The organism is Halomonas sp. ND22Bw (genome assembly GCF_003011945.1).
Taxonomy (GTDB): Bacteria; Pseudomonadota; Gammaproteobacteria; order Pseudomonadales; family Halomonadaceae; genus Halomonas; species Halomonas halophila.
This window is the reverse complement of record NZ_PXWD01000001.1, coordinates 251,930-275,708: the sequence shown is the minus strand read 5'-3', so window position 1 is coordinate 275,708 and position 23,779 is coordinate 251,930. Positions and strand designations below refer to the sequence as shown.

At 67.9% G+C, this 23,779-nt stretch carries 21 protein-coding genes; 16 read left to right on the top strand and 5 right to left on the bottom strand.

Annotated features, from left to right (window positions below; all coding sequences use genetic code 11):
- Window positions 1-64 precede the first annotated feature (64 nt).
- Window positions 65-499: a [NiFe]-hydrogenase assembly chaperone HybE gene (gene hybE, locus CVH10_RS01260; protein ID WP_035595883.1), complete on the top strand. Its 435-nt coding sequence runs from the start codon at window positions 65-67 to the stop codon at window positions 497-499.
- A 98-nt stretch (window positions 500-597) separates the two neighbouring features.
- Window positions 598-1,368, top strand: a complete 771-nt coding sequence (locus CVH10_RS01255; RefSeq protein ID WP_106487595.1) for a 3-hydroxybutyrate dehydrogenase — start codon at window positions 598-600, stop codon at window positions 1,366-1,368.
- An 88-nt stretch (window positions 1,369-1,456) separates the two neighbouring features.
- On the opposite strand, the gene CVH10_RS01250 is transcribed toward CVH10_RS01255, so the two are convergent.
- Together CVH10_RS01250 and CVH10_RS01245 are read right to left on the bottom strand one after the other, a co-directional pair.
- Window positions 1,457-1,996 (bottom strand): response regulator transcription factor, encoded by a 540-nt coding sequence (locus CVH10_RS01250; RefSeq protein ID WP_035598567.1) that lies wholly within the window; start codon window positions 1,994-1,996, stop codon window positions 1,457-1,459.
- A gap of 21 nt (window positions 1,997-2,017) precedes the next feature.
- Entirely contained in the window at window positions 2,018-3,289 is a 1,272-nt protein-coding gene (locus CVH10_RS01245) for an ATP-binding protein (protein WP_035598570.1), read from the bottom strand.
- Window positions 3,290-3,728: 439 nt separating this feature from the next.
- On the opposite strand from CVH10_RS01245, the gene CVH10_RS01240 reads away from it, so the two are divergent.
- Both CVH10_RS01240 and CVH10_RS01235 read left to right on the top strand, forming a co-directional pair.
- Complete coding sequence (locus tag CVH10_RS01240) at window positions 3,729-4,979, top strand: efflux RND transporter periplasmic adaptor subunit (protein WP_106487594.1); 1,251 nt, start codon at window positions 3,729-3,731, stop codon at window positions 4,977-4,979.
- Window positions 4,976-8,110, top strand: a complete 3,135-nt coding sequence (locus tag CVH10_RS01235) for an efflux RND transporter permease subunit (RefSeq protein WP_035598576.1) — start codon at window positions 4,976-4,978, stop codon at window positions 8,108-8,110. Before CVH10_RS01240 ends, CVH10_RS01235 begins: the two co-directional genes overlap by 4 nt.
- A gap of 16 nt (window positions 8,111-8,126) precedes the next feature.
- On the opposite strand, the gene CVH10_RS01230 is transcribed toward CVH10_RS01235, so the two are convergent.
- A complete protein-coding gene (locus CVH10_RS01230; RefSeq protein WP_106487593.1) occupies window positions 8,127-8,435 on the bottom strand; it encodes a helix-turn-helix transcriptional regulator in 309 nt (102 codons plus the stop codon).
- Window positions 8,432-9,778, bottom strand: a complete 1,347-nt coding sequence (locus CVH10_RS01225; RefSeq protein WP_106487592.1) for a type II toxin-antitoxin system HipA family toxin — start codon at window positions 9,776-9,778, stop codon at window positions 8,432-8,434. Before CVH10_RS01225 ends, CVH10_RS01230 begins: the two co-directional genes overlap by 4 nt.
- A gap of 143 nt (window positions 9,779-9,921) precedes the next feature.
- Between CVH10_RS01225 and CVH10_RS01220 the strand changes: the two genes are divergently transcribed.
- From CVH10_RS01220 to CVH10_RS01200, 5 genes are all read left to right on the top strand, one after another.
- Window positions 9,922-10,587 carry an SDR family oxidoreductase gene (locus CVH10_RS01220; protein ID WP_035598586.1) on the top strand — a complete coding sequence of 222 codons (666 nt, stop codon included), beginning with the start codon at window positions 9,922-9,924 and terminating at the stop codon, window positions 10,585-10,587.
- Window positions 10,581-11,438 carry a 3'(2'),5'-bisphosphate nucleotidase CysQ gene (gene cysQ / locus CVH10_RS01215; protein ID WP_106487591.1) on the top strand — a complete coding sequence of 286 codons (858 nt, stop codon included), beginning with the start codon at window positions 10,581-10,583 and terminating at the stop codon, window positions 11,436-11,438. Before CVH10_RS01220 ends, cysQ begins: the two co-directional genes overlap by 7 nt.
- A gap of 136 nt (window positions 11,439-11,574) precedes the next feature.
- Entirely contained in the window at window positions 11,575-11,880 is a 306-nt protein-coding gene (locus tag CVH10_RS01210; protein WP_035598588.1) for a hypothetical protein, read from the top strand.
- A 192-nt stretch (window positions 11,881-12,072) separates the two neighbouring features.
- Window positions 12,073-13,662, top strand: a complete 1,590-nt coding sequence (gene prfC / locus CVH10_RS01205) for a peptide chain release factor 3 (RefSeq protein WP_035598590.1) — start codon at window positions 12,073-12,075, stop codon at window positions 13,660-13,662.
- 190 nt (window positions 13,663-13,852) lie between these two features.
- Window positions 13,853-14,623, top strand: coding sequence for a TatD family hydrolase (locus CVH10_RS01200; protein WP_106487590.1), 771 nt, complete (start codon window positions 13,853-13,855; stop codon window positions 14,621-14,623).
- A gap of 9 nt (window positions 14,624-14,632) precedes the next feature.
- On the opposite strand, the gene CVH10_RS01195 is transcribed toward CVH10_RS01200, so the two are convergent.
- Window positions 14,633-15,670, bottom strand: coding sequence for a folate-binding protein YgfZ (locus tag CVH10_RS01195; protein ID WP_081945883.1), 1,038 nt, complete (start codon window positions 15,668-15,670; stop codon window positions 14,633-14,635).
- A 140-nt stretch (window positions 15,671-15,810) separates the two neighbouring features.
- On the opposite strand from CVH10_RS01195, the gene CVH10_RS01190 reads away from it, so the two are divergent.
- The 7 genes from CVH10_RS01190 (at window position 15,811) to CVH10_RS01160 (ending at window position 23,663) form a co-directional block, all read left to right on the top strand.
- On the top strand, window positions 15,811-16,008 hold the full coding sequence (locus tag CVH10_RS01190; protein ID WP_035598529.1) for a hypothetical protein: 198 nt from the start codon (window positions 15,811-15,813) through the stop codon (window positions 16,006-16,008).
- Window positions 16,008-16,418, top strand: coding sequence for an OsmC family protein (locus tag CVH10_RS01185; protein ID WP_035598526.1), 411 nt, complete (start codon window positions 16,008-16,010; stop codon window positions 16,416-16,418). Before CVH10_RS01190 ends, CVH10_RS01185 begins: the two co-directional genes overlap by 1 nt.
- Window positions 16,419-16,478: 60 nt before the next feature.
- Complete coding sequence (gene uvrB, locus CVH10_RS01180) at window positions 16,479-18,500, top strand: excinuclease ABC subunit UvrB (RefSeq protein ID WP_106487589.1); 2,022 nt, start codon at window positions 16,479-16,481, stop codon at window positions 18,498-18,500.
- 77 nt (window positions 18,501-18,577) lie between these two features.
- Complete coding sequence (gene nei / locus CVH10_RS01175; protein ID WP_106487588.1) at window positions 18,578-19,399, top strand: endonuclease VIII; 822 nt, start codon at window positions 18,578-18,580, stop codon at window positions 19,397-19,399.
- Window positions 19,400-19,619: 220 nt separating this feature from the next.
- A complete protein-coding gene (locus tag CVH10_RS01170; protein ID WP_035598516.1) occupies window positions 19,620-21,125 on the top strand; it encodes a fumarate hydratase in 1,506 nt (501 codons plus the stop codon).
- A gap of 109 nt (window positions 21,126-21,234) precedes the next feature.
- A complete protein-coding gene (gene cls / locus CVH10_RS01165) occupies window positions 21,235-22,653 on the top strand; it encodes a cardiolipin synthase (protein ID WP_035598513.1) in 1,419 nt (472 codons plus the stop codon).
- Between the two features lie 92 nt (window positions 22,654-22,745).
- Window positions 22,746-23,663 (top strand): LysR substrate-binding domain-containing protein, encoded by a 918-nt coding sequence (locus CVH10_RS01160; RefSeq protein WP_046078713.1) that lies wholly within the window; start codon window positions 22,746-22,748, stop codon window positions 23,661-23,663.
- The last annotated feature ends 116 nt before the right edge of the window (window positions 23,664-23,779 follow it).

The window sequence follows — 23,779 nt, the reverse complement described above, 5'->3', positions numbered from 1 at the left end:
TACTGGCCGCCCGTTCATCTCACCGTTACATCCCACTCGTCCATATCCACACAGGAGTGCCGTGATGCAGGCCCTGTCCGCCGATCAATACGACCGCCTGAACCGCCTGGCGCAGGCCTGGGAGCGTACCTTCCTCGAGGCCGCCCGCCGTGAACACGGCTATAACGCTCGGCTCGGGGTGGATGCGCTGTGCTTCCAGCCGCAGGAGATGCCCAGTGGCGAGCGTGGCCTGCTGGGCGCGCTGATCACGCCGGTCTCGCTGTCGCTGGCGCTGGTGCCGGAGGCGAACGACGCGCTACCGCCCGGTGAGGGGGCACGCCTGACGCTGGCGCTGCCCTCCGGACGCTATCCCTTCGAGGCGGTGTCGCTGGGCGGCGGCGAGTGGCTGTGGCAGTGCGTGCTGCTCGAGGATCTCGCCGATCTCGATTCGGTGCAGGACGGCAGTCGGCTGGCCCAGCGGTTGATGGCGCAGGTGATGGCACCGGCTGCCGCCGAGTAGGAGAAAGGTCGCTCTGGTGCAGTGCGGCAAAGGTTCATATGCTGGTGACGCAGCGTCGTAGCTTCACCTTTCCCATGGAACTGGAACGAGGAGACTTCATGACCGCTCAATCTTCCACGCCGCGGGTGGCACTCGTCACCGGCACCAGCAGCGGCATCGGCGAGGCCGTGGTGCGTCACTTCCGCGAGCAGGGCCATCAGGTGCTGGCGGTGGATTTCAATCCCGAGGGGGAGGCGATCGCCGAGCGCGCCGGTGCCGCCTTCTTCCAGGCCGACCTGACCGATGGCGAGGCCTGCAAGGCGGCGGTGGCCGATGCCCTGAGCCGCTTCGGCCGGCTCGATATCCTGGTCAACAATGCCGGCATCCAGCACGTGTCGTCGATCGAGGAATTCCCCGAGGAACAGTGGCGGCGCATCATCGATCTGATGCTGACCGCGCCCTTCCTGCTGACCCAGGCGGCCTGGCCGTCGATGAGGGAGAACGGCTGGGGGCGCATCGTCAACGTGGCCTCGATTCACGCCCAGGTCGCGTCCCCGGGCAAGGCCGCCTACATCAGCGCCAAGCACGGCTTGATCGGGCTGACCAAGACCGCGGCCCTGGAGGGTGGTTCGCAGGGCATCACCGCCAACGCCCTGTGCCCGGCCTACGTGAAGACGCCGCTGGTGGAGAACCAGATCGCCGACCAGGCCAAACTGAACCGGATGGACGAGCAGGAAGTGGTCGAGCAGATCATGCTCAAGAACGCCGCCGTCAAGCGTCTGATCGATCCCGGCGAGGTGGCGTCGCTGGTGGGCTACCTGGCCTCCGATGCGGCGGGGGCCGTCACCGGCGCCAGCTGGAACATCGATCTGGGCTGGACGGCGCAGTAACTCCCGCGTTCGGGCGGCGGGCGGCGAGCAACGAGCTAACCTCTTGCCGTAGCCCGTAGCCCGTAGCCCGTAGCCCGTAGCCCGTATTTCAGCGCCTGACCGGCCGCTTCTGCAGCTTGCGCTGCAGGGTGCGGCGATGCATGCCCAGCGCCCGTGCGGTGGCGGAAATATTGCCGTCGTGCTCCTGCAGCACCTTCTGAATGTGCTCCCAGGTCAGGCGGTTGATCGACGGAGGATGCTCGGCGACCTCGGCCTCGGGATCGGCTTCCTCCTGTGACAGGGCGGCGAGGATCTCCTCGGCGTCGGCGGGCTTGCACAGGTAGTTCACCGCGCCGAGCTTGATCGCCTGCACCGCCGTGGCGATGCTCGAGTAGCCGGTCAGCACGACGACGCGGCAGTCCGGCACCGCCTCGAGCATCTCGGGCAGCAGCTTGAGCCCCGATTCCTGTTCCAGCTTCAGGTCCAGGGTGGCCATGGTGGGTTCATGCTGGCGCGCCAGGGCCAGGGCGCGTTCCGCGTCGTGGGCCACCAGCACCTCGAAGCCACGTCGGCTCATGGCGCGGTGCAGCACGTGGCAGAACATCTCGTCGTCGTCGACGATCAGCAGGCGTTCGTCGGTCTCTTGCATGGCATCCTCGCTGTGATCGGCTCAGGCCTCGGGGGCGCTGCGGGGCAGGGTCACCTCGGTCAGGGTGCCGCCTTCGGGATGATTGTACAGCCGCACGCCGCCGCCGAAGCGATTGATGGTGGCATGGGTCAGGAACAGGCCGATGCCGAGCCCCTTGCTCTTGGTCGAGACGAAGGTCTCGCCGAGCTGGTCGGCGATGTCCAGCGAGACGCCGGGGCCGTGGTCGCGAATGTCGATCACCACCTCGTCGGCCTTCCAGTCGAGCTGGATCAGGATGTTGTCCGGGTTGGCGTCGGCGGCGTTGTTGAGCAGGTTGGTCAGCGCCTGGGCGAGGGTGGTGTCCACGCTCAGGCGGGGCGTGCCGCGGCGGCCGGTCACCTCGAGGCGATAGCCGACGTCCGGGCGCAGTACCAGCCAGCGCTGCACGACCTCCTCCAGCCACTCCCTGGCCTCACGAATCTCCGCATTGGCCATGCGTCGGCGGTCGGCGTTGTCCACCAGGTGGCGCAGGCGCGACTTGCAGGTGTCGACCTGTTCGCGCAGCAGATCGATGTCCTTCTCGAGCAGCTCGTTGCCGCGTGCATCCTCGCGCATCTCGTTGAGCAGCACCGCCATGGTCGACAGCGGCGTGCCGAGCTCATGGGCGGTGCCGGCGGCCTGGGTGGCCACCGCCAGCACCTGCTCGTTACGCAGCACCGCCTCGCGGGTGCGTGACAGAGCCTGCTCGCGGCCGCGCAGGGCGCGGGCCATCTTGAAGATGAAGAAGGTCACCAGCCCGGCGGACAGGGCGAAGTTCAGCCATACGCCGAGGATGTGCAGGCTGATGCCGTCCTGGAGGTGCGGCATGCCGAGCTGGGGCACCGGGTGGTAGAAGACCATCAGCACGCTGGTGCCGGCCAGGCCGGCCACGGCCACGCCCCAGGCATAGCGCCAGGGCAGGGTGGCGGCGGCGATGGTGACCGGCACCAGGTAGTAGTTGATGAAGGGGTTGGTGGCGCCGCCGGTGAAGTAGAACAGCAGCGTCAGGCCGGCCATGTCGGCCAGCAGGTGCGCCAGGTATTCACGGTGACTGACGTCCCGAGGGCGGCCCAGGCGCCACCAGGTGCCGATGTTGATCAGCGCCATCACCACGATCACCGCGCCGACGGCAGGCACGTCGAGCTCGAAGCCGAGTCCCGTCACGCCGATCACGATGCCGAAGAGGAATCCGGTCCAGGTGATGCCGCGGACGATGGTCAGGCGTACCATGTTGCGGTTGGGGGTGGATAGCGGCAGGGGCAGGGCGGCTGGCATGACGGCTCCGCGGCAGAATCGTGGCCGCGATGATACCCGATCGCCCCGCACCGCGTCCCGCGGTGGGGTGCGGTCAGGCGTCGCTCCTCGACCGACCTCGATGTCGTGACCAGCGCATGGCGCGCCCGGTCAGCAGGTCCGGGCTCATCACGCCGGAGGTCACCGCCGGCCGCGACGGCGTGTGCATCTCGAGGCCTGGCACGGCATCGTGTGGGCCAGTCCGTGGCCTCGCATGTGGCGTGTGTCCCGGCGGCATCGCCAGGCCCAGCAGGTCGCGTCCCTGTCGCATCGATCGTTCTCCTGATGAAATCGGGGCATGACGATAGGGGCGCGGGATGACGGAACGATGACGGCGCGCAAGGGAGTCGCGGACAGCGGGTTTCTCCCCGTGGCTCAGGCGGTATATTGGGACTCTCGAATCCTGCTCGATGGATGCCCGATGCGACGACTGCTGATTCCCGTGCTGTTCCTGGTGCTCGGCGCCGCCGCCTTCCTTGGCCTCAGGGCGACGCGACCGGAGCCCGCCGAGGTGGCGCCCCAGGAGCGCAGCTGGCGGGTCGAGACGCTGTCCGTGGCACTGTCGAGTCATGCCCCGCTGCTGCCGCTCTACGGCGAGATCGTCGCGCCCGAGGCGGTGACCTTCACCGCGCCGCTGCCCGCGCGCATCGCCGAACGGCCGGTGCGCGATGGACAGCGCGTGGCCGAAGACCAGTTGCTGGTGGCCCTGGACGTGGCGGACGTGGCCCCGGTGGTGGCGCGGGCCGAGGCGCGGGTCAATGATCTGGAGGCGCAGATCGAGGCGGAGCGGGTCCGCCAGGAGAGCGATCGCACCGCCCTGGCCCGAGAGCGCGAACTGCTCGGCAACGCCCGCCGCCGGCTGGAACGGGTCCGTTCGCTGTCCGAGCGTAACCTGGCCTCGGCCTCGTCGCTGGACGATGCCCGCGATGCCCTGGCTCAGGCGCGGGTCACGGTGGACGCTCGGGAAGGTGCGCTGGCCGGGTATCCCGCCAGGCTGGCCCAGCTCGAGGCCGGGCTGGCCGAAGCCCGGGCGGGGCTGGCCGAGGCGCGTCGTGACGCCGAACGCAGCCGGGTCGAGGCGCCCTTCGCCGGCATCGTCAGCGGCGTGGCGGTGGCGCCGGGTGAGCGGGTCGGCGAGGGCGCCGAGCTGCTGTCGATCTACCCGCGCGATGGTCTGGAACTGCGTGCCCAGGTGCCCAGCGCCTACCTCGACGAGCTGCAGGTGGCGTTGGATGACGGCCGGCATCCCCATGCCGTCGGCGAGAGGGCGCGCTTTCGTCTCGAGGGCTTCGTCGGAGAGAGCGCGCCCGGCGGTACCGAAGCGATCCTGCGCCTGGAGGGGATGCCCCGCGGGCTGCGACCGGGCAGCCTGGTCGACGTGATGCTGCGCCGCCCGCCGGTGGCCGACAGCCTGGCGGTGCCCGCCAGCGCCCTCTATGGCGACGAGGTGCTGTATCTGCGCGATGAGGATGACCGCATGCGCCGGCTGCGGATCGAGCGCCATGGCCCGGTGGCCGGCGATGCGGGGGGGAATGGCGCCGCGACGAACCATGGCTGGGTGCTGGTCAGCGGCGCGGGGCTGGCCGACGGTCAGGAGGTGATCGTCACGCACCTGCCCAACGCCGCCGAGGGGCTCAAGCTCCAGGTGGTCGGCGACGAGGAGGACGAATGAGCCGTCGCCGGGGCCCGCTGGGCTTCTTCGTCCATCATCGCGTCGCCGCCCATCTGGTGATGCTGGTGATGCTGCTGGGCGGGGCGCTGGGCCTGACGCGCATGAACGTCCAGTTCTTTCCCGATTTCTCTCTCGACGTCGTCACCGTGAGCACGGTGTGGGGCGGCGCCGCTGCCGAGGACGTGGAGCAGGGCATCACTCTGCCGCTGGAACAGCGCCTGCGCAGCATCGAGGGTCTCAAGCGCATGACCTCGACCTCGGCCCAGGGGGTGTCCAGCATCACCCTGGAGTTCCGTGAAGGTGCCGACCCGGTGCTGGCGCTGGACGATGTGCGCCAGCGGGTCGCCGAGTTCACCCATCTGCCGGTCGACGCCGAGGAGCCGCGCATCAGCCGGGTGGCGCATTTCGAACCGGTCGCGCGGCTGCTGATTCACGGTACGCTGTCCGACGACGAGCTGCGCCACCTGGCCAATCGCCTGGAGGATTCGCTGCTCCAGGCGGGTCTCGACCGGGTGGAGATCGAGGGATTGCCCGAGCAGCAGATCAGCATCGAGGTGCCGGCCCGTCGCCTGGAAGAGCTGAGGCTGTCCCTCGACGAGATCGCCGAGCGCGTGGAGGCCCTTTCCCGTGATCTGCCGGCCGGGCTGATCGGCCAGCGCGACAGTGCCCGCGAGCTGCGCGCCGTCGAGCAGCGCCGCTCGCCGGCCGGTTTCGCCGAGCTGCCGATTCTCGGCAGCGATCGGGTGCAGCTGCGCCTGGGAGACATCGCCATCATTCGCCAGGAGCCCCAGCAGGGCGAGGTGACGCTGAGCCGAGATGGCCAGGGCGCGGTGGAGCTGCTGCTCCAGCGCAGTGAGGACGGCAACTCCCTGGCGGCCGCCGAGACGCTGCGAGCCTGGCTCGACGAGACCCGGCCGCTGCTGCCGCCCACGGTGACGCTCGAGGTGCACGACGAGACCTGGCAGCTGATCGCCGAGCGTATAGGGCTATTGCTCAGCAACGGATTGGGCGGCCTGCTACTGGTGCTCGGCCTGCTCTATTTCTTCCTGCCGGGCCGGGTGGCCTTCTGGGTGGCGGTCGGCATTCCCACCGCCTTTCTCGGTGCCATGGCCACGTTCTGGATCATCGGCGGCTCGATCAACATGATCTCGCTGTTCGCGCTGATCATGGCGCTGGGGGTGATCGTCGATGACGCCATCGTGGTGGGCGAGGACGCCGACGCCCACTTCCGCCAGGGCGAGGCGTCGCAGCGTGCCTCCGAGGGCGCCGCGCGACGCATGCTGTGGCCGGTGATGGCCTCCTCGCTGACCACCGTCGCGGCCTTCATGCCGCTGCTGATGGTCGGTGGCGTGATCGGCAGCATCCTCGGCGACATTCCGGTGGTGATGATCTGTGTACTGATTGCCTCGCTGCTGGAGTGCTTCGTGGTGCTGCCGGCTCACCTGCGCAATGCCTTCGTGCCCGCCGCGTCGAAAGGCGCCAAGACGCCGAGAGCCTCGCCGCTGGATCGGCCCAGGGCGCGTTTCGATGCCGCCTTCGATGCCTTCCGCCAGGGGCCTTTTCGGCGTTTCTCGGCGCTGACGCTGCGCTATCGGGCCGCCACCCTGGCCGCGGCGGTGGCCGTGGTGCTGGCCACGGCGGGGCTGCTGGCAGGCGGACGGCTGGCCTTCAACTTCTTCCCCACGCCGGAGCCCAACGTGCTCTATGCCAACGCCAGCTTCGTCGCCGGCACCGACCGCGCCCGGGTCGACGCCTTCCTGGGTGACATGGAAACCGCCCTCGCGGCGACCGACGAGGCGCTGGGCGGTGGCCTGGTGGCCCAGGCGGTGACGCGTCACGGCGCGGTGATCGCCGAGGGCGCGGCCGGGCGCAGCGGCGACAACCTGGGCTCGATCATGGTCGAGCTCATCCCGTCCGACGACCGGTCGGCGCGCAATGCCGAGATCATCCGCGACTGGCGTTCGCGCCTCGCGTTGCCGGCGGGTATCGAGAACCTGACCATCAGCGAGCGCAGCGCCGGCCCGCCGGGCAAGGACGTCAACGTGCGCCTGACCGGGGAGTCGGCCGAGGCCCTGAAGCGTGCGGCGGAATCGCTGGCGCGTTCCCTGACCCAGCTGCCCGGTGTGCTGGCCACCGAGGACGACATGCCCTGGGGCCGCGAGCAGCTGATCTATCGGGTCAGTCCCCGCGGTGAGGCGCTGGGGCTGACGGCTCGGGAGCTGGGGCGCCAGCTGCGGGCCGCCTACGACGGTCGGCTGGTGCAGGTCTATCAGGACGGGCCGGACGAGGTCGAGGTGCGGGTGCTGTTGCCCCGCGCGCAGCGCGAGCGGCTGAGCTCGCTGTCGCGACTGTCGATCCGCACCCCCGCAGGCGACTTCGTGCCGCTCGACCAGGTGGCTCGTTTCGACCACCGCCAGGGCTTCTCGGCCCTGCGCCATGCGGACGGTAACCTGGCGGTGGAGGTCACCGCCGAAGTGGATGCGGCGGTCAACACGCCCGACCGCATCCTCGCCGACCTGGAAGCCACGGTGCTGCCGACGTTGATGCGTGATCATGGGGTGCGCTATAGCTTCGAGGGTCGCGCCGCCGACCAGCGCGAGACCTTCGCCGACATGCGCGTCGGGCTGATGGTGGGACTGGCGCTGATGTACGTGGTCCTGGCCTGGGTGTTCGCCTCCTGGAGCCTGCCGTTGATCGTCATGGCGACGATTCCGCTGGCGCTGGTGGGGGCGCTGGTGGGCCACTGGCTGATGGGGCTCGACCTGACCATGCTGTCGCTGTTCGGCCTGTTCGGGCTCTCCGGCATCGTGGTCAACAACGCCATCATCCTGGTGGCCTTCTATCGCCAGCAGCGCCATCGGGGGCTGGCCATCGATGCCGCGCTCAACGAGGCGGTGGTCCAGCGCGTGCGCGCGGTGCTGCTGACCTCGCTGACCACCATCGGCGGGCTGATGCCGCTGCTGTTCGAGACCTCGCTGCAGGCCCAGTTCCTGATCCCGATGGCGGTGTCCATCGCCTTCGGCCTGGGGCTCTCGACGCTGCTGGTGCTGGCGGTGATTCCGGCGCTGCTCAGCTATCTCGAGCACCTGCGCGAGCGCTTCGGGCGCGTGGCGCTGACGGACAGCGAGTGACGGGCGCGGGATCGGGTCATGACTCGTCGAGCAGTTCGGCCAGCAGTTCGGGCTGTCGCGGCATCAGGCCGACCTTGAGCCCCAGCGGTCGGAAGACCCGGTCGAGGCTGGCCATGGAGGCGTTGCCGGCGTCCCGCTCGATGTCCGACAGGGTGCGCCGGCTGACGCCGACCAGCTCGGCATAGGCCGTCTGGGTCAGGCCCAGGACCTCGCGCCGCAGGGTGCGCAGCACGCGGCCTTCGGTGGTCTCGCCGCGCCTCAGCAGGCGCAGCTGTTCGAGCAGCGCCGCCTGGCGCGCCTGGGGAGAGCGGGCCTGTGGCTTCATGTCAGCCCCCAGCGCGTCAGGCGATCATCGAGATGGTTCAGTCCCACCGCCGGCATGTCCAGGATGCGCGACGGCACGCCGCGACCCGCCAGCCGATCGCGAAGGCCCGGCAGGCGCTCGCCCAGGGCTCGTAGCTCACCCATCAGCCGCTCCGGATCGACCAGATCCGCCAGGTGCTCGGCGACTGCCGGCCAGTCGACGTCGCCGCCTCGTTCGAATGTCGGCCCCCACTGCGTCGTCCGGGTCACGCCCTCGGGGTCGGCCTTCATGGGGGCGAAGTCATAGACCGGTGCGTGCCAGATGCCCTCGGGACGCTTGAGCAGAGCGGCATTGCGACCGTGATTGTCCGAATTGCCGAAGGCCAGATTGAGCAGGTCCCGCTTGACCCATTCGATGACGAAAGCGGCCGCATCGAAGGGCTCGCGGCCCTCGCGTACCCGATGCTGGCCCTTCAGCAGCGCCACCAGTCGGCGAATGGCCGCGGGGTGGCGCAGGTGAGTGCCCGGTGCGACGCCGAGCAGCGCGTATACCGATTCCAGACCGTGGCGATGGAGCTGGCCCTGGCGCCATTCGACATCGAAACGCGGCAGCCATAGAGAGGGATAGCGGGTGCCCTCGTGGAGCTCCAGGCCTTCGACAGGCACGGTATCCACGCCAAGGGCATGCAACTCGCGATAGTAGTGATATTCGGCGCGCAGGATGTCGCAGTCGTCGTCGCTGCGGCTCCCGCGGGGAAACTTGACCAGATAATGGGCGTCGGGCGTGCTGTTGTCTTCCTGCCAGGTGTCGATCCACACCTGACGGTCCGGGGTGCGACGTACCAGCAGCTTGGGGGCCTCCCCACCGGCGCCGGTGGCGCCGCCGCTGGCGGCGCCCAACTGCTGAGCGTATTCGAGGAAGTCTGTATGGCGTTCCAGCACGTCTTCCTGCGGGAAGCGCAGGGACGCCAGGGCATCTCCGGCCGGGCGTTCGGGGAGTGCTTCGCGGATGCGCAGGTTTCCTACCGGCGCTATGGTACCGCGACGCAGCAGTTCACTGTCCTGCTGGCCGGGGTCGAGGTCCTGCAACCCCAGATGCTCGATCCAGTAGCGGCGGCTGGCACCAGCCGGCATGATGTCCTCGAGAAAGCCGAACCAGCGGTCGCCGTGGTGAGTCATCATCAGTTCGACGGGCAGCGTGAGGCTGCACGCGTGTTCGTCGTCGTGGAACATCCAGGCCAGTGCATAGTCCTGGAAGTATCCCAGCCTGGCCGGTCCGCGCGTTCCGCGTTCCGGCGCCGGAATCTCGAGCAGCGCGGCGTCCTGCCAACGTGTCTGGTGATGGATCTGGATCGTCAGCTGCATGGAAGGCATCTGTTTTGAGCAATATTCTACTCAGGATAGAGCAGTCAGGCTTTTTTTGAGAACTATTTTTCTCAAAAAAGGGCTTTGTCACAATCTTTGAGCAGATTTCTGCTCAAAATGTTTTGCGCATGCAAGGAGACGACATGACGTCCACCGTACTGATCACCGGCGCCAATCGCGGCGTCGGGCTGGCGCTGGCGCGCCACTACCATGACGCTGGCTGGACCGTGATCGGTGTCTGCCGGGAGGCGTCCTTCGAGCTGGCCGAGGTGGCGGCTCGCGTCATCGAGGGAATCGACGTGACACGCGAGGAGGACGTGGAGCGCTTGGCCGCCGAGCTCGAGGGCCAGGCGCTGGCGCTGCTGATCAACAACGCCGGAATGCTCCACGACGAGGTACTGGGAGAGATCGACTTCGAGGCGATCCGCACCCAGATGGAGATCAACGCCTATGCGCCGCTGCGGGTGGTGGAGGCGCTGCTGCCGTGCCTGGGTGAAGGGGCGAAGATCGCCAACATCACCAGCCGCATGGGCTCGATCGCCGACAACGATTCCGGTGGCCGATACGGTTATCGCGCTTCCAAGGCGGCGCTGAACGCCTTCGGCAAGTCGCTGGCAGTGGATCTGGCCCCGCGCGGCATCGCCGTGGCCCAGCTGCATCCCGGCTACGTACAGACACGGATGGTCGGCTTCGGCGGCCTGATTTCCCCGGCAGAGGCCGCCGCGGGGCTGGCCGAGCGCATCGAGGCGCTGACGCTGGAGACCAGCGGCGGTTTCTGGCACAGCAACGGCGAACGCCTGCCATGGTGAGCGCCGCGCCAGGAGAGAGGGGCGCCTTCGTCACCCCCGCGGCGCGCGAACGGCTGCTGGCGGGCGTCGAGGCGGCCGGCGAGGCGGTGATGGCGATCTATCGACGGCCCTTCGACGTCGAGACCAAGGCCGACGACAGCCCGGTCACCGAGGCCGATCTCTGTGCCCACCATGCGCTGGTCGACCTGCTCGGCGAGGTGACGCCGGAAGTGCCGGTGCTCTCCGAGGAGTCGGAGGACGTGCCCTACGCCACTCGCCGCACCTGGCAGCGCTACTGGCTGGTCGACCCGCTGGACGGCACCAAGGAGTTCATCCGTCGCAGCGGCGACTTCACGCTCAACGTGGCGCTGATCGAGGACGGCGTGCCGACCTTCGGCCTCGTGCATGCGCCGACGCTCGGCGTGAGCTGGTTCGGCCAGCTCGGAGAGGGCGCCTGGCGGCGTGAGGCCGGTGAGACGCGGGCGATCGGCGTGCGCCCTCTGCCGGACCCGGCGTTCGAGGCCTGGCGGGTCATGGGCAGCCGCTCCCATGGCCTGTCGGCGCTGGCGAGCTTCCTGGAACGCCTGCCGTGCCACGCGCTCGTCTCGCGAGGCAGTTCGCTGAAACTGTGTCTGGTGGCGGAGGGGAGCGCCGACCTCTATCCGCGCTTCGGCCCGACCAGCGAGTGGGACACGGCGGCGGCCCAGGCGGTGGTGACGGCGGCCGGTGGCCAGGTACTGGATGCCGGGTCCCTCAAGCCGCTTCGCTGCAACCGTCAAGACTCGCTGCTCAATCCCGCTTTCATCGCCTGTGGCGAGCGAGATCCCCGCTGGGAGCGGGCGCTGGCCGAGAGCCTCGTCGAGGGGGATTGAGCCTCCGCGGTTCGGCTGGAAGTCGACCGCTGTTCGACAATCCCTGAGGCGCAAAATTTTCATCCACGCGTCACCCTGTGACCTCCCCCGTTTGGACTATCGTATAGGTCCGATCAGGTCAGTCGGAGGCGGTCACATGTGTCATGTCGAGATCGAGCGGCGTCCCCTGCACCGACTTCACGCGCGTGTCGGCGCCGCGCCCGAGGTGGTCTTCATCGTGCCGCGTCACGAGCCGTTGCGCGGCGTGGGCTGGGATCCCCGACGGGGGCTCTTCCTGATGCTGCAGTGCGGTGATCGTTGCTATCCGCTCTACGATGTCAGTCGCGGCAGCGACATCCTGGCCATGCGTCTGCTGGCAGTGGAAGTGGCTGCACCCGATGATCCCCGGGTGAAGGCGTTCGTCATCGAGGCGCTGGGCGAGGCACTGGGAGTGGCGGTCTAGTCGTTCCGCCGGGCGCTGCCGAGGTCTCGTCAAGGCGCGGTGGCCGCGAGGCGCTTTCCCGGCGGCTGTCGATAGGCTCGAGACAGAGGCCGGGCCGGGCGGTACAATCGCTGCATTTCCCACACCCATCATCGCCCCGACCTGCTTGGATGCCCGAGCATGCGGGCGAGTACTGATCAGTAACGAGCCTCAATGTCGACCGACCCTATCGCCCAAGAAGCCGCGCTGCGTCGCACCTTCGCGATCATCTCGCACCCCGACGCGGGTAAGACCACCATCACCGAGAAGATGCTGCTGTTCGGAAACGCCATCCAGATGGCGGGTTCGGTGAAGAGCAAGCGCGACGATCGTCATGCCACCTCCGACTGGATGAAGATGGAGCAGGAGCGCGGCATCTCGGTGACCACCTCCGTGATGCAGTTCCCCTACGGCGGGCGTATCGTCAACCTGCTCGACACCCCGGGCCACGAGGACTTCTCCGAGGACACCTACCGTACCCTGACCGCGGTGGACTCGGCGCTGATGGTGATCGACGGCGCCAAGGGCGTCGAGGACCGCACCATCAAGCTGATGGAGGTCTGCCGGCTGCGCACCACGCCGATCCTCACCTTCATCAACAAGATGGACCGCGACATCCGTGATCCCATCGAGGTGATGGACGAGGTCGAGAAGGTGCTCAACATCCAGTGCGCGCCGATGACCTGGCCGATCGGCATGGGCCGTCACTTCAAGGGCGTCTATCACCTCTACAACGACGTGATCCATCTCTACACCCAGGGCCAGGGCAACCGCATCCCCGAGGACAAGCGCATCGAGGGCCTCGACAGTCCCGAGGTCGACGAGATCCTGGGCGAGGATGCCGCCGAGGAACTGCGCATGGAGGTGGAGCTGGTGCGCGGCGCCTCCCATGAGTTCGATCTCGAGGCCTATCGTCGCGGCGAGCTGACCCCGGTGTACTTCGGTACCGCCATGGGCAACTTCGGTGTGCGCGAGATGCTGGACGGCTTCGTCGAATATGCGCCGGCACCCCAGCCGCGGGAGACCAATCTGCGTACGGTGGAATCCGAGGACGGCAAGTTCACCGGCTTCGTGTTCAAGATCCAGGCCAACATGGACCCGAACCACCGCGATCGGATCGCCTTCCTGCGAGTCTGCTCGGGCAAGTACGAGAAGAACATGAAGATGCGCCACACGCGCATCGGCAAGGACGTCAAGATCGCCGACGCCCTGACCTTCATGGCCTCGGATCGTTCCCATGTCGAGGAAGCCTGGCCCGGTGACATCATCGGCCTGCACAACCACGGCACCATCCAGATCGGCGACACCTTCACCCAGGGCGAGGACATGCGCTTCACCGGCATTCCGCACTTCGCTCCGGAGCTGTTCAAGCGCGTGCGCCTCAAGGACCCGTTGAAGATGAAGGCGCTGCAGAAGGGCCTGCAGCAGCTGTCCGAGGAGGGCGCCACCCAGGTGTTCATGCCGATGGACAACAACGATCTGATCCTCGGCGCCGTCGGCACCCTGCAGTTCGACGTGGTCGCCCATCGCCTCAAGGAAGAGTACAAGGTCGACTGCATCTACGAGGGCATCAACGTCCAGACCGCCCGCTGGGTCTACTGCGACGACGCCAAGATGCTCGAGGAGTTCAAGCGCAAGGCCAGCCAGAACCTCGCCATCGACGGCGGTGGCTACCTGACCTACATCGCACCGACCCGGGTCAACCTGCAGATGACCCAGGAGCGCTGGCCGGACGTTCGCTTCAGCCCGACCCGCGAGCACTGACCCGGGCTGCGCCCGGAGGCTTACGCTAGAAGCTTGAAGAGCGGCGCTTCGTGCCTGACAGCGAGAAGAAGAACCGCCCCTAGGCACTTGCCATAGGGGCGGTTCGCGTTACGCTTCTTTCCAGCTTCCAGCTTCCAGCTTCCAGCTTCCAGCTTCCAGCTTCCAGCTTCCAGCTTCCAGCTTCCAGCTTATGTTGATCGACGCCCACTGCCATCTGGACTTTCCCGACTTCGACGCCGACCGCGAGGCGGTGCTGGCGCGTGCCCACGCGGCGGGCGTCGAGCACTTCGTGGTGCCGGGCACCCGGCGTCGCGACTGGCCACGGGTGCTGGCGCTGGGAGCACGGCATGACATCAGTGTCTGCCTGGGGCTGCATCCCTACTTCATGGAGGATCACCGCGAGGGTGATATCGATGCCCTGGCGGCGGCGCTGGACGCGCACCCCGAGGCGGTGGCGCTGGGGGAGTGCGGCATCGATGCGCGCCTCACCGACACCCTGGATGCCCAGTGGGCACTGTTCGACGCCCAGGTCCGCCTCGCCAGGGCGCGGAACCTGCCACTGGTGATCCACTGCGTGCGGGCCAACGATCAGCTGGCCAAGCGGCTGCGTCAGCTGTCGCCCGAGGCCGGCGGGCTGATCCACGCCTTCGCCGGCTCGCCCCAGCAGGCTCAGGCGTTTCTCGATCTCGGCTTCGCGGTGGGGCTTGGCGGGGCGCTGACCCACGAGCGAGCCAAGCGACTGCAGCGCAGCGTGGCGGCGCTGCCGGACGATGGCTACGTGCTGGAGACCGACAGTCCGGACATGCCGCCGGCCGGACATCAGGGGGAGCGCAACGAGCCGGCTCGGGTGAGCGAGGTGTGTCGTCGGGTGGCCGAGCTGCGAGGGCTGACCGCCGAGCGGGTGGCGGCGGACAGCACCGCCACCGCACGGCGGCTGTTCGGCCTGCCGGCGCATGGGTAACGCGGGCGGTCAGACTCTGGCGGCCAGGCTCTCCGGGTCCAGGCGTTCGAGCGGGTAGGGCAGCTGCAGGCGCTTGAACTGCTGGCCGTCGACGCTGAGCGGTTCGGGGGCCTCCTTGGTGCTCATCACCGCGAGCACCTCCGGCTGGCCGTAGGCGTCGAGCTCGGCGCACAGTACTTCGCCCAGGCTCTTGCCGTTGGCATCCTCCACCGCGCTGCCCTCGGCGGGCAGTCGCTCGCCCTCGAGCTGGCCGCGCACCAGGCGCTTCTTCACCTGACCGCGGAAGTGCGCGCGGGCCACGACTTCCTGACCGGTATAGCAGCCCTTCTTGAAGCTGATGCCGCCGAGCGCCTCCCAGTTGAGCATCTGCGGCAGATGGGCGTCGGCCTGGTCGGCGTTCAGCCAGGCCAGCCCGGCCTGGATGTCGTGCAGGCGCCAGACGGCGTTGTCGACCGGGGTGGTCTGATCGGCCAGCGACTGCCAGATGGCTTCGGCGCGCTCGGCGGGCAGGCAGGCCAGCAGGCGAGGGCGCGGCCCGGGATGGGCGAGCAGCTGAAGGTCGTCGCCGTTGGCCTGATGCCAGGCCGTGGGTGGCCGCACGTCCAGGCGCGCCTCGGCCACTGCCGGCGTCTCGCGGCCGATCAGTCCGATCAGCGCCAGGTCGTCGCGGACCGTGAGCTCGGCCTTGTAGAAGGGCGCGAACTTCCTGAGATGGTCGTGCAGGCCCTGCACCAGGCTGCGATGCATCAGCAGCCGGTAGTGGCCCTCGGCCACGCGCCACAGCTGGGCGTTGGCCAGCATCCGGCCCTTGGGCGTGCAGAAGCTGGTCAGCGGCGCGAAGGCGCCGTCGGCCAGCGATACCTGGGCGCTGGTCTGGCCCTGCAGGAAACCTTCGGCGTCGGTGCCGCTGACATCGAGGATGCCCAGATGGACCAGCGGCGTCATCACGGTGGCGTCCATGGCGAGATGGGCCTGGTCCGGCGTCTCGAAGACGAGGCGCGTGTCGTCTTCCCGGCGGCCGCCGAGGCGGTCGAGCCAATCATTCATGTGGGATCTTCCTCGTCTCTTTCCTTAGGCCTTTGCCCCCCGAGATGAGGGCGTCGGGGCGTCAATGCAACCGCTGCCGGGCCCCGAGGCGGCATGCTAGACTCGTGCCATTCCCATCCAGCCGACCGGAGAGCCAGCCCATGGCCCAGCAGAGCCTCACCTTCAAGGGCGTCGAGAACGCCGATCAGGTCAATCGCATCACCACCGCCCTGATGATGCTCGACGGCGTCGAGAGTGTCGAGGTCGGTCGCCACGGGGCGGACGTCGACGGCCGCGCGCGTCGCGAGGCGCTGATCCAGGCCGTCAAGAAGCTGGGGCTCGGCATCGAGGTGTCGTGATGAAGCCGCCGATCCGCGTCACCAGTCAGCGCGATCGCGTGTTCCGCCAGCGGGTCGAGCTCGAGGGTGCGGAGGACCTGTTCGTCGACGTGCCCGAGGCCTTCGGCGGCGAGGGCAGCGCGCCGGATCCTCACGACTACTTCGATCTGTCGCTGGGCGCCTGCAAGGCGATCACCGCCCAGATGTACGCGCGGCGCAAGGAGTGGCCGCTGGAAGGCGTCGAGGTGACGGTCAATCGCGATGAACGAGAGGAGCGCCACGGCGTCTATCGTCTGGAGGTCGTCATGGCCTTCCTCGGCGATCTCGACGACGCCCAGCGGGCGCGGCTCGAGGAGATCAGCGACAAGTGCCCGATCCACCGCCTGATGACCGCCGCCACGGTGGAGATCACCACCCGGCAGCGCGACTGAGCCCTTGAATCCATCCGTGTTCAGGCCCAGTTCCAGGTGATCAGACAATCAGGAGACCCGATGAGCAAGGCATTCCGACTCGAGTCCAAGTACCGGCCCGCCGGCGACCAGCCTTCGGCCATTCAGGGCCTGGTCAACGGGCTCGATGCCGGGCTGGCCCACCAGACGCTGCTCGGCGTGACCGGTTCGGGCAAGACCTACACCATGGCCAACGTGGTCGAGCGCCTGCAGCGCCCGACCATCGTCATGGCGCCCAACAAGACGCTGGCGGCCCAGCTCTACGGCGAGTTCAAGTCGTTCTTCCCCGACAACGCCGTGGAATACTTCGTCTCCTACTACGACTACTACCAGCCCGAGGCCTACGTGCCGTCCTCGGACACCTTCATCGAGAAGGACGCCTCGATCAACGAGCACATCGAGCAGATGCGCCTGTCGGCGACCAAGGCGCTGCTCGAGCGTCGCGACGCCCTGATCGTGGTCTCGGTGTCGGCCATCTACGGCCTCGGCGATCCCGATCAGTACCTGAAGATGCGCCTGCACTTCAATCGCGGCGAGCTGATCGACCAGCGGGCCTTCCTGCGCCGCCTGGCGGAGCTGCAGTACACCCGCAACGACCTGGACTTCAAGCGCGGCACCTACCGGGTGCGCGGCGACGTGATCGACATCTTTCCGGCCGACGCCGAGGACGAGGCGGTGCGAGTGGAGCTGTTCGACGACGAGATCGACGGCATCAGCCTGTTCGACCCGCTGACCGGCGAGGTGCGCGGCAAGGTACCGCGCATGACGATCTACCCGAAGTCGCACTACGTCACGCCCCGCGAGACCATCATGGGCGCCATCGATCGCATCAAGGAGGAACTCGCCGAGCGGCTGGCCTTCATGCGCCAGCACGACAAGCTGGTGGAGGCCCAGCGCCTCGAGCAGCGCACGCTCTATGACATCGAGATGATGCTCGAGCTCGGCTACTGCAACGGCATCGAGAACTACTCGCGCTACCTCTCGGGCCGCGAGCCGGGCCAGGCGCCGCCGACCTTCTTCGACTACCTGCCCAGCGACGCGCTGCTGTTCATCGACGAGTCCCACGTCAGCGTTCCCCAGGTGGGGGGCATGTACAAGGGTGACCGTTCGCGCAAGGAGACGCTGGTCGAGTACGGCTTCCGGCTGCCCTCGGCGCTGGACAACCGGCCGATGAAATTCGAGGAGTGGGAGCGGATCAGCCCGCAGACGGTCTTCGTCTCGGCCACGCCCGGCCCCTACGAGGCCGAGCACGCCGGCCAGGTGGTCGAGCAGGTGGTACGCCCCACCGGGCTGCTCGACCCCGAGCTAGAGGTGCGGCCGGCCTCCACCCAGGTCGACGACCTGCTGTCGGAGATCCGCGAGCGCACCGCGGTGGAGGAGCGCGTGCTGGTCACCACCCTGACCAAGCGCATGGCCGAGGACCTCACCGAGTACCTCGACGAGCACGACGTGCGGGTGCGCTACCTTCACTCCGATATCGACACCGTGGAGCGGGTCGAGATCATCCGTGACCTGCGCCTCGGCAAGTTCGACGTGCTGGTCGGCATCAACCTGCTGCGCGAGGGCCTCGATATCCCGGAGGTGTCGCTGGTGGCCATCCTCGACGCCGACAAGGAAGGCTTCCTGCGCAACGAGCGCTCGCTGATCCAGACCATCGGCCGGGCGGCGCGCAACGCCCACGGCAAGGCGGTGCTCTACGCCGACCGCATCACCGACTCCATGCGCCGCGCCATGGACGAGACCGAGCGTCGCCGGGCCAAGCAGATCGCCCACAACGAGGAACACGGCATCGTGCCGGAGACGGTGCATCGCTCGGTGGCCGACATCCTCGAGGCCGCCGAGGCCCCGGGGCGAAAGGGCAAGGGCCGCAAGAGCGAGCGCAAGGTGGCCGAGGGTTCGGCGGTCTACGATCCGAACGACCTGGGCCCGGCCGAGCTGGCGAAGGAGATCACCCGGCTGGAGGACGCCATGTCCGAGGCCGCGCAGAACCTCGAGTTCGAGGAGGCCGCGCGGCTGCGCGACCGGCTGCTGGAGTTGAAGGAGCGTCAGCTCGCGGTCGGCTAGGTGCGCCTGAAACTGGCGGCACTCGTCGCCATTCAGGCATCGCCTGGCTTTTATGGAATGTGTGGTGAGGAGCATACATGCCGGAAGGACCCGAGATTCGTCGTGCGGCGGATGCGCTGCACGACCACATCGGCGGGCGTCGCCTCGACGACGCCTGGTTCGCGTTTCCCGAGCTGGCGGACCAGGCCGGTTCGCTGATCGGCCGCGAGGTGAGGGCGGTCGACAGCTGGGGCAAGGCGCTGCTGACCCGCCTCGACGACGGTCGGGTACTGTATTCCCATAACCAGCTCTATGGCGTGTGGAAGCTCCACGACGCCGAGCGCGAGCCGGACACCCAGCGCTCGCTGCGCGTGCGCCTGACCGCCGGGAATCGCATGGCGAGCCTCTACAGCGCCTCCGACGTGTCGCTGTGGGAAGCTGGGCGCCTTCACGAGCATCCCTTCCTGTCGCGGCTCGGCCCCGACCTGCTGACCCACGAGGTGACAGTCGACACCATCGTCGAGCGGCTGATGGACCCGCGCTGGCGCGGACGCCGCCTGGGCGGCCTGCTGCTGGATCAGTCCCTGGTCGCGGGGCTCGGCAACTACCTGCGCTCGGAGATCCTGTTCTTCGCCGCGCTCTCCCATCGGGCCCGGCCGGTCGACCTGTCCGACGACAAGCGTCGGGAACTGGCCGAGCAGATGCTGGCCCTGACGCGGCGCTCCTACGAGACCGGCGGGGTGACCAACCGCGACGACTGGGCCGCCGCCGATCGGCGCGAGGGGCGTAGCCGCAGGCGCTGGCGCTTCGCCGCCTTCGAGCGTGAGGGCCTGCCGTGCCATCGCTGCGAGCGGCGGATCGAGAAGCTCAGCGTGGCCTCAAGGCGTCTCTATCGCTGCCCGTCCTGCCAGCCGGACTGAGCCTACCCGAGGCTCTCGGTGAAAAATTATACCGTTATCTTGCTTTTTCCTTATCTCGCTAACATCGGTGGCGCTGCCGGAGAGAGGCAAGTGCGATATAATGTCGCCCCGTTCGAGCCCGCCACCGGTTTCCGGCCGCAGGCGTCTGCCGGATCAGCGTTGAGTCCGGCATCTGCCTTGAGAAGCGGGCGTGTCGACCCACCAATGGAGCGTCTTGCCCATGACCGTGATCCGCCAGGATGACCTCATCCAGAGCGTCGCCGATGCCCTGCAGTACATCTCCTACTACCATCCCAAGGACTTCATCGACGCCATGGCGGCGGCCTACGAGCGCGAGGAGAACCCCGCGGCCAAGGACGCCATCGCCCAGATCCTGATCAACTCGCGGATGTGTGCCACCGGCCATCGGCCGATCTGCCAGGACACCGGCATCGTCACCGTCTTCGTCCACGTCGGCATGAACGTGCGCTTCGAGACCGACATGAGCCTCGACGACATGGTCAACGAGGGCGTGCGCCGGGCCTACAAGCTGCCCGACAACATCCTGCGCGCCTCGGTGCTGGCCGACCCGGACGGCAAGCGTCAGAACACCAAGGACAACACCCCGGCGATCATCCACCACAAGCTGGTGCCCGGTGACACCGTCGAAGTGCACGTGGCGGCCAAGGGCGGCGGCAGCGAGGCCAAGTCCAAGTTCGCCATGCTCAACCCGTCCGACAGCGTGGTCGACTGGGTGCTCGAGCAGCTGCCCAAGATGGGCGCCGGCTGGTGCCCGCCCGGCATGCTCGGCATCGGCATCGGCGGTACCGCCGAGAAGGCCATGGAACTGGCCAAGGAATCGCTGCTCGACCCGATCGACATCCAGGACCTGCAGGCCCGCGGGGCGTCCGATCGCGCCGAGGAGCTGCGCCTCGAGCTCTACGACAAGGTCAATCGGAGCGGCATCGGCGCCCAGGGCCTCGGTGGCCTGACCACGGTGCTCGACATCAAGGTCAAGGACTACCCGACCCACGCGGCCAACAAGCCGGTGGCGATCATCCCCAACTGCGCGGCCACCCGTCACGCCCACTTCACGCTGGACGGCACCGGCCCGGCGGCCCTGCCGGCGCCGAAGCTGGAGGACTGGCCGGAGATCACCCGCGAGGCGGGCGACAACGTCAAGCGCGTCAACCTCGATGCGATCACCCCGGAAGAGGTGCAGAGCTGGCAGCCCGGCGACACCCTGCTGCTCAACGGCAAGCTGCTGACCGGCCGTGACGCCGCCCACAAGCGCATGGTCGACATGCTGGCCAAGGGCGAGAGCCTGCCGGTGGACCTCAAGGGCCGCTTCATCTACTACGTCGGCCCGGTCGATCCGGTCGGCGACGAGGTGGTCGGCCCGGCAGGCCCGACGACCGCGACGCGCATGGACAAGTTCACCCGCACCATGCTCGAGCAGACCGGCCTGCAGGGCATGGTCGGCAAGGCCGAGCGGGGCGAGGCGGCCATCGAGGCGATCCGCGACAACCAGGCCGTCTACCTGATGGCGGTGGGCGGTTCCGCCTACCTGGTGGCCCAGGCCATCAAGCAGGCCCGGGTGGTCGGCTTCGAGGATCTGGGCATGGAAGCCATCTACGAGTTCGAGGTGGAGGACATGCCGGTGACCGTGGCCGTGGACAGCGCGGGCACCTCGGTCCACCAGACCGGTCCGGCCAAGTGGAAGGAGATCATCGCCGAGCGCGCCTGATCCCTGACGCCAGCGTGATGCTCGACGGCCCCGCCAACTGGCGGGGCCGTCGTCGTTTTGCGTATGCTGGGCACTTCGGCCGCTCATCCCACGGAAAGGGAGTCTGCTCATGACGTCATGGCTGCTCGGCATGCTGATCCTCGCCCTCCATCTGCTCGGCATGCTGTCGGCGGTGCAGGCGCTGATGTCGGCGCGTACCTCACAGGGGGCCATCGCCTGGATCCTGTCGCTGGTCACCGTGCCCTATCTGGCGGTGCCGGCCTACTGGGTGTTCGGTCGACCGCGCTTCTATGGTTACGTCTCCGCGCGTGGCGAGCGCGACACCGTGCTCCGTCGCGTGCTGGAAGGCTATCGCGAGCGGATCGTGCCCTACCTGGCCGGCGCCCGGGAGGCCGATGTGCGGGCGGTCGAGAAGCTGGCGATGATGCCGATGACCAGTGGCAATCGCGCCGAACTGCTGGTCGATGGGAAGGCGACCTTTGACAGCCTGTTCGCCGGCATCGACGCCGCCGAGGATTACATCCTGATCCAGTTCTTCATCGTGCGTGACGATGACCTGGGGCGCCGCCTGCGCGAGCGGCTGTGCGCGGCGGCGGAGCGGGGGGTCTGGGTACGCTTCCTGTATGACGAGATCGGCAGCCATGCCTTGCCCGAGCGCTACCTGAAGGCGCTGCGCGAGGCCGGCATCGAAGTCAGCGCCTTTCACTCCTCCCGCGGGTTGAGGCATCGCTTCCAGCTCAACTTCCGCAACCATCGCAAGATCGTGGTGGTCGACGGCTATCAGGGTTGGATCGGCGGCCATAACGTCGGCGTCGAATACCTGGGCCAGCATGCCCGCCACGGGCACTGGCGGGATACGCATCTCAAGCTCACCGGCCCCAGCGTGCTCGGCCTGCAGGAGGCCTTCTGGGAGGACTGGCACTGGGCCACCGGTGAGGTGATCCGCCTGGACTGGCTGCCGCGACAGAGCGAGGCCTCGTCGCAGAACGTGGTCATCGTGCCCTCGGGGCCGGCCGACCCCCAGGAGACCGCCAGCCTGCTGGTGCAGCACGCCATTCATCGCGCCCATGAGCGGCTGTGGATCACCAGTCCCTACTTCGTACCGGATCACAGCGTCCAGGACGCCCTGCGCCTGGCGGCGATGCGTGGCGTGGACGTGCGCATCATGATGCCGGAACGTCCGGACCACCTGCTGGTGTTCCTGTCGGCCTTCTCCTTCCTGCCCGACATGCTGCGCGCCGGGGTCAAGGTCTATCGCTACCAGCCGGGGTTTTTGCACCAGAAGGTGATCCTGATCGACGATGCGGCGGCCTGCGTGGGCACGGTCAACCTCGACAATCGCTCCTTCCGGCTCAATTTCGAGGTCACCGCCTTCGTGCCGGACCGGGGTTTCGCCGCCGAGGTGGAGGCCATGCTGGAGCGGGATTTCGCCGGCTGCCGGGAGGTGTCGCTGGAGGAGATCCGCTCGCGACCGCTGTGGAAGAAGCTGGTGTCCCGGGGCGCCTACCTGTTCGCACCGGTGCAGTGAGCGTCCTTTGCTTGGGTCGTGTGGGCGCCTGGGGTACATTAGCGACCTGGCTGGCCCCCGGGCCGCTAATGCATCCGTGATCGGGAGTCGTGGTGAACCTCGAGACCAAGTGGCTGGAAGACTTCGTCGCCCTGGCCAATACCCGCAGCTTTTCCGCCTCGGCCCGCCAGCGTCATGTCACGCAGCCGGCCTTCAGTCGTCGCATCCGCTCCCTGGAGCAGGCCGTGGGCGTGACCCTGGTCGATCGCTCCACTACCCCGGTCGATCTCACGCCCCAGGGCCAGCTGTTCCTGGTCACTGCGCGCAACATGGTCGAGCAGCTCAACGAGAGCCTCGGGCACCTGCGCGGACTGTCGATGGCCAACGAGGCGCTCGACATCGTCGCCGCCCACTCCCTGGCACTGAGCTTCTTCCCGCCCTGGATCTCTCGCCTGCAGAAGGGCGTGGGCGAGCTGCCGACGCGGCTGGTGGCGATGAACGTGGGCGATGCCATCCACGTGCTGAGGGAAGGCAACTGCGACCTGATGCTGGCCTACTACGACCCCTATGCCACCATGCAGCTCGACGCCGAGGTCTTTCCGTCGTTCTCCATCGGCCAGGTCAAGATGGTGCCGGTGAGCCTGCCGGACGAGTCGGGCAAGCCACGCTTCCCGCTGGAGGGGCGCCAGGAGGTGCCGTACCTGGCCTATACCCAGGGCGCCTTCCTCGGGCGCAGCGTGCGCATGCTGCTCAAGAACGACCCGCTGCGGATGCGGCTGCGGGTGGTCTACGAGACCGCCATGGCCGAAGGCCTCAAGGGCATGGTGCTGCAGGGGGTGGGCATGGCCTGGATTCCCGACTTCTGCATCCGCGAGGAGCTCAACAGCGGTCGCCTGGTGCGGGCTGGCGCCGAGAGCTACGACGTGCCGCTGGAGATCCGGCTCTATCGCTGCTCTCTGGTGCACAAGCCGGGGGTGGAGAAGCTGTGGCGGCAGATGATGAAGTTGCCGCGGGATTTTCTGCAGGCCTGAAAAAGGCGGGATTTCCTACTGCGCTCGATAGCTCGGCCACCGGCGCTGCTCGCTATCCTCATGTAGCAGGCTACACTCCGGTAGCTGCGCTGCGGCGGTGACCGACCTAATCTTCG